1 protein-coding gene and 1 pseudogene are annotated in these 1058 nt (G+C 70.6%); one reads left to right on the top strand and one right to left on the bottom strand.

All coding sequences use genetic code 11. From position 1 onward, the window contains the following. Window positions 1-590, top strand: a 590-nt coding sequence (locus A5691_RS03945; protein ID WP_156734761.1) for a VWA domain-containing protein, incomplete at its 5' end; no start/stop codon positions are given. A gap of 3 nt (window positions 591-593) precedes the next feature. Here the strand turns inward: A5691_RS03945 and A5691_RS03940 are convergent. After that, a pseudogene (locus A5691_RS03940) lies at window positions 594-1058 on the bottom strand (hypothetical protein); the annotation flags it as partial.

Genomic DNA, 1058 nt, shown 5'->3' with positions numbered 1-1058 from the left:
ACCTGGGGCTGGTGGAATTCGCGGCCAACGCGTCGCTGCTGGTCTCCCCGACCACCAACCGCGAGGCGGTGAAGGCGGCGATCGACAGCCTGAAGCCGGCCCCCAAGACCGCGACGGGTGAGGGCCTGTTCACCGCCCTGCACGCGGTGAGCGCCCTGGCCATCACGGGTGGCGACACCCCGCCCCCGGCCCGCATCGTGCTGCTGTCCGACGGCGCGGAGAACGTGCCGCTGGACGCCAACGCCCCGCAGGGGGCGTTCACCGCCGCCCGGGCCGCCAAGGCCGCGGGCGTGCAGATCTCGACCATCTCCTTCGGGACGCCGTACGGCACCGTCGAGTACGAGGGCGCCACCATCCCGGTTCCCGTCGACGATCAGACGCTGCAGAAGATCTGCGAGATCACCGACGGCCAGGCGTTCCACGCCGACAGCCTGGAGTCGCTGAAGAACGTCTACTCGACCCTGCAGCGCCAGATCGGGTACGAGACCGTCAAGGGCGACGCCAGCCTGGCGTGGATGCTGCTGGGGGCGGTCGCGTTGGCCGGCGCGATCCTGGCCGGCCTGTTCCTGAACCGCCGGCTGCCGTCCTGACGATCAGACCGGCAGCCGCCGGTTGATCAGCAGCGCCAGCGCCGTCGCGATCAAGGCGGTGATCACGCCCAGGCGCAGCCACCCGGCGCTGCCCGGCCCGGCCACGGTGCGATAGCCGATGTCCTTCTCGATGGCGTTGTAGCTCTTGTTGAGCTCGGCGATGTTGCTGGCGGTGTAGGACTGCCCGCCGGACAGCTTGGCGATCGTCTTCATCTGGTCCGTCGAAACCGGGACGGCCACGCGCTGCCCGTCCATCTCGATCTCGCCGGTCTTGGTGCCGAACGAGATCGTCGAGATGGGCACCCCCTCGTCCCGGGCCAGCCGCGCCGCCGTGTAGACCCCGTCGTGCGGGTCGCTGGGATTGGACGGCTTGTTCTCCCCGCCGTCGGACAGCAGCACGATGCGGGCCGGGGGCGGGGTGTCGCCACCCGTGATGGCCAGGGCGCTCACCGCGTGCAGGGCGGTGAA

It is taken from the genome of Mycobacterium sp. E183, assembly GCF_001667735.1.
Taxonomy (GTDB): domain Bacteria; phylum Actinomycetota; class Actinomycetes; order Mycobacteriales; family Mycobacteriaceae; genus Mycobacterium.
This window is presented reverse-complemented; position numbering and strand designations above follow the sequence as displayed.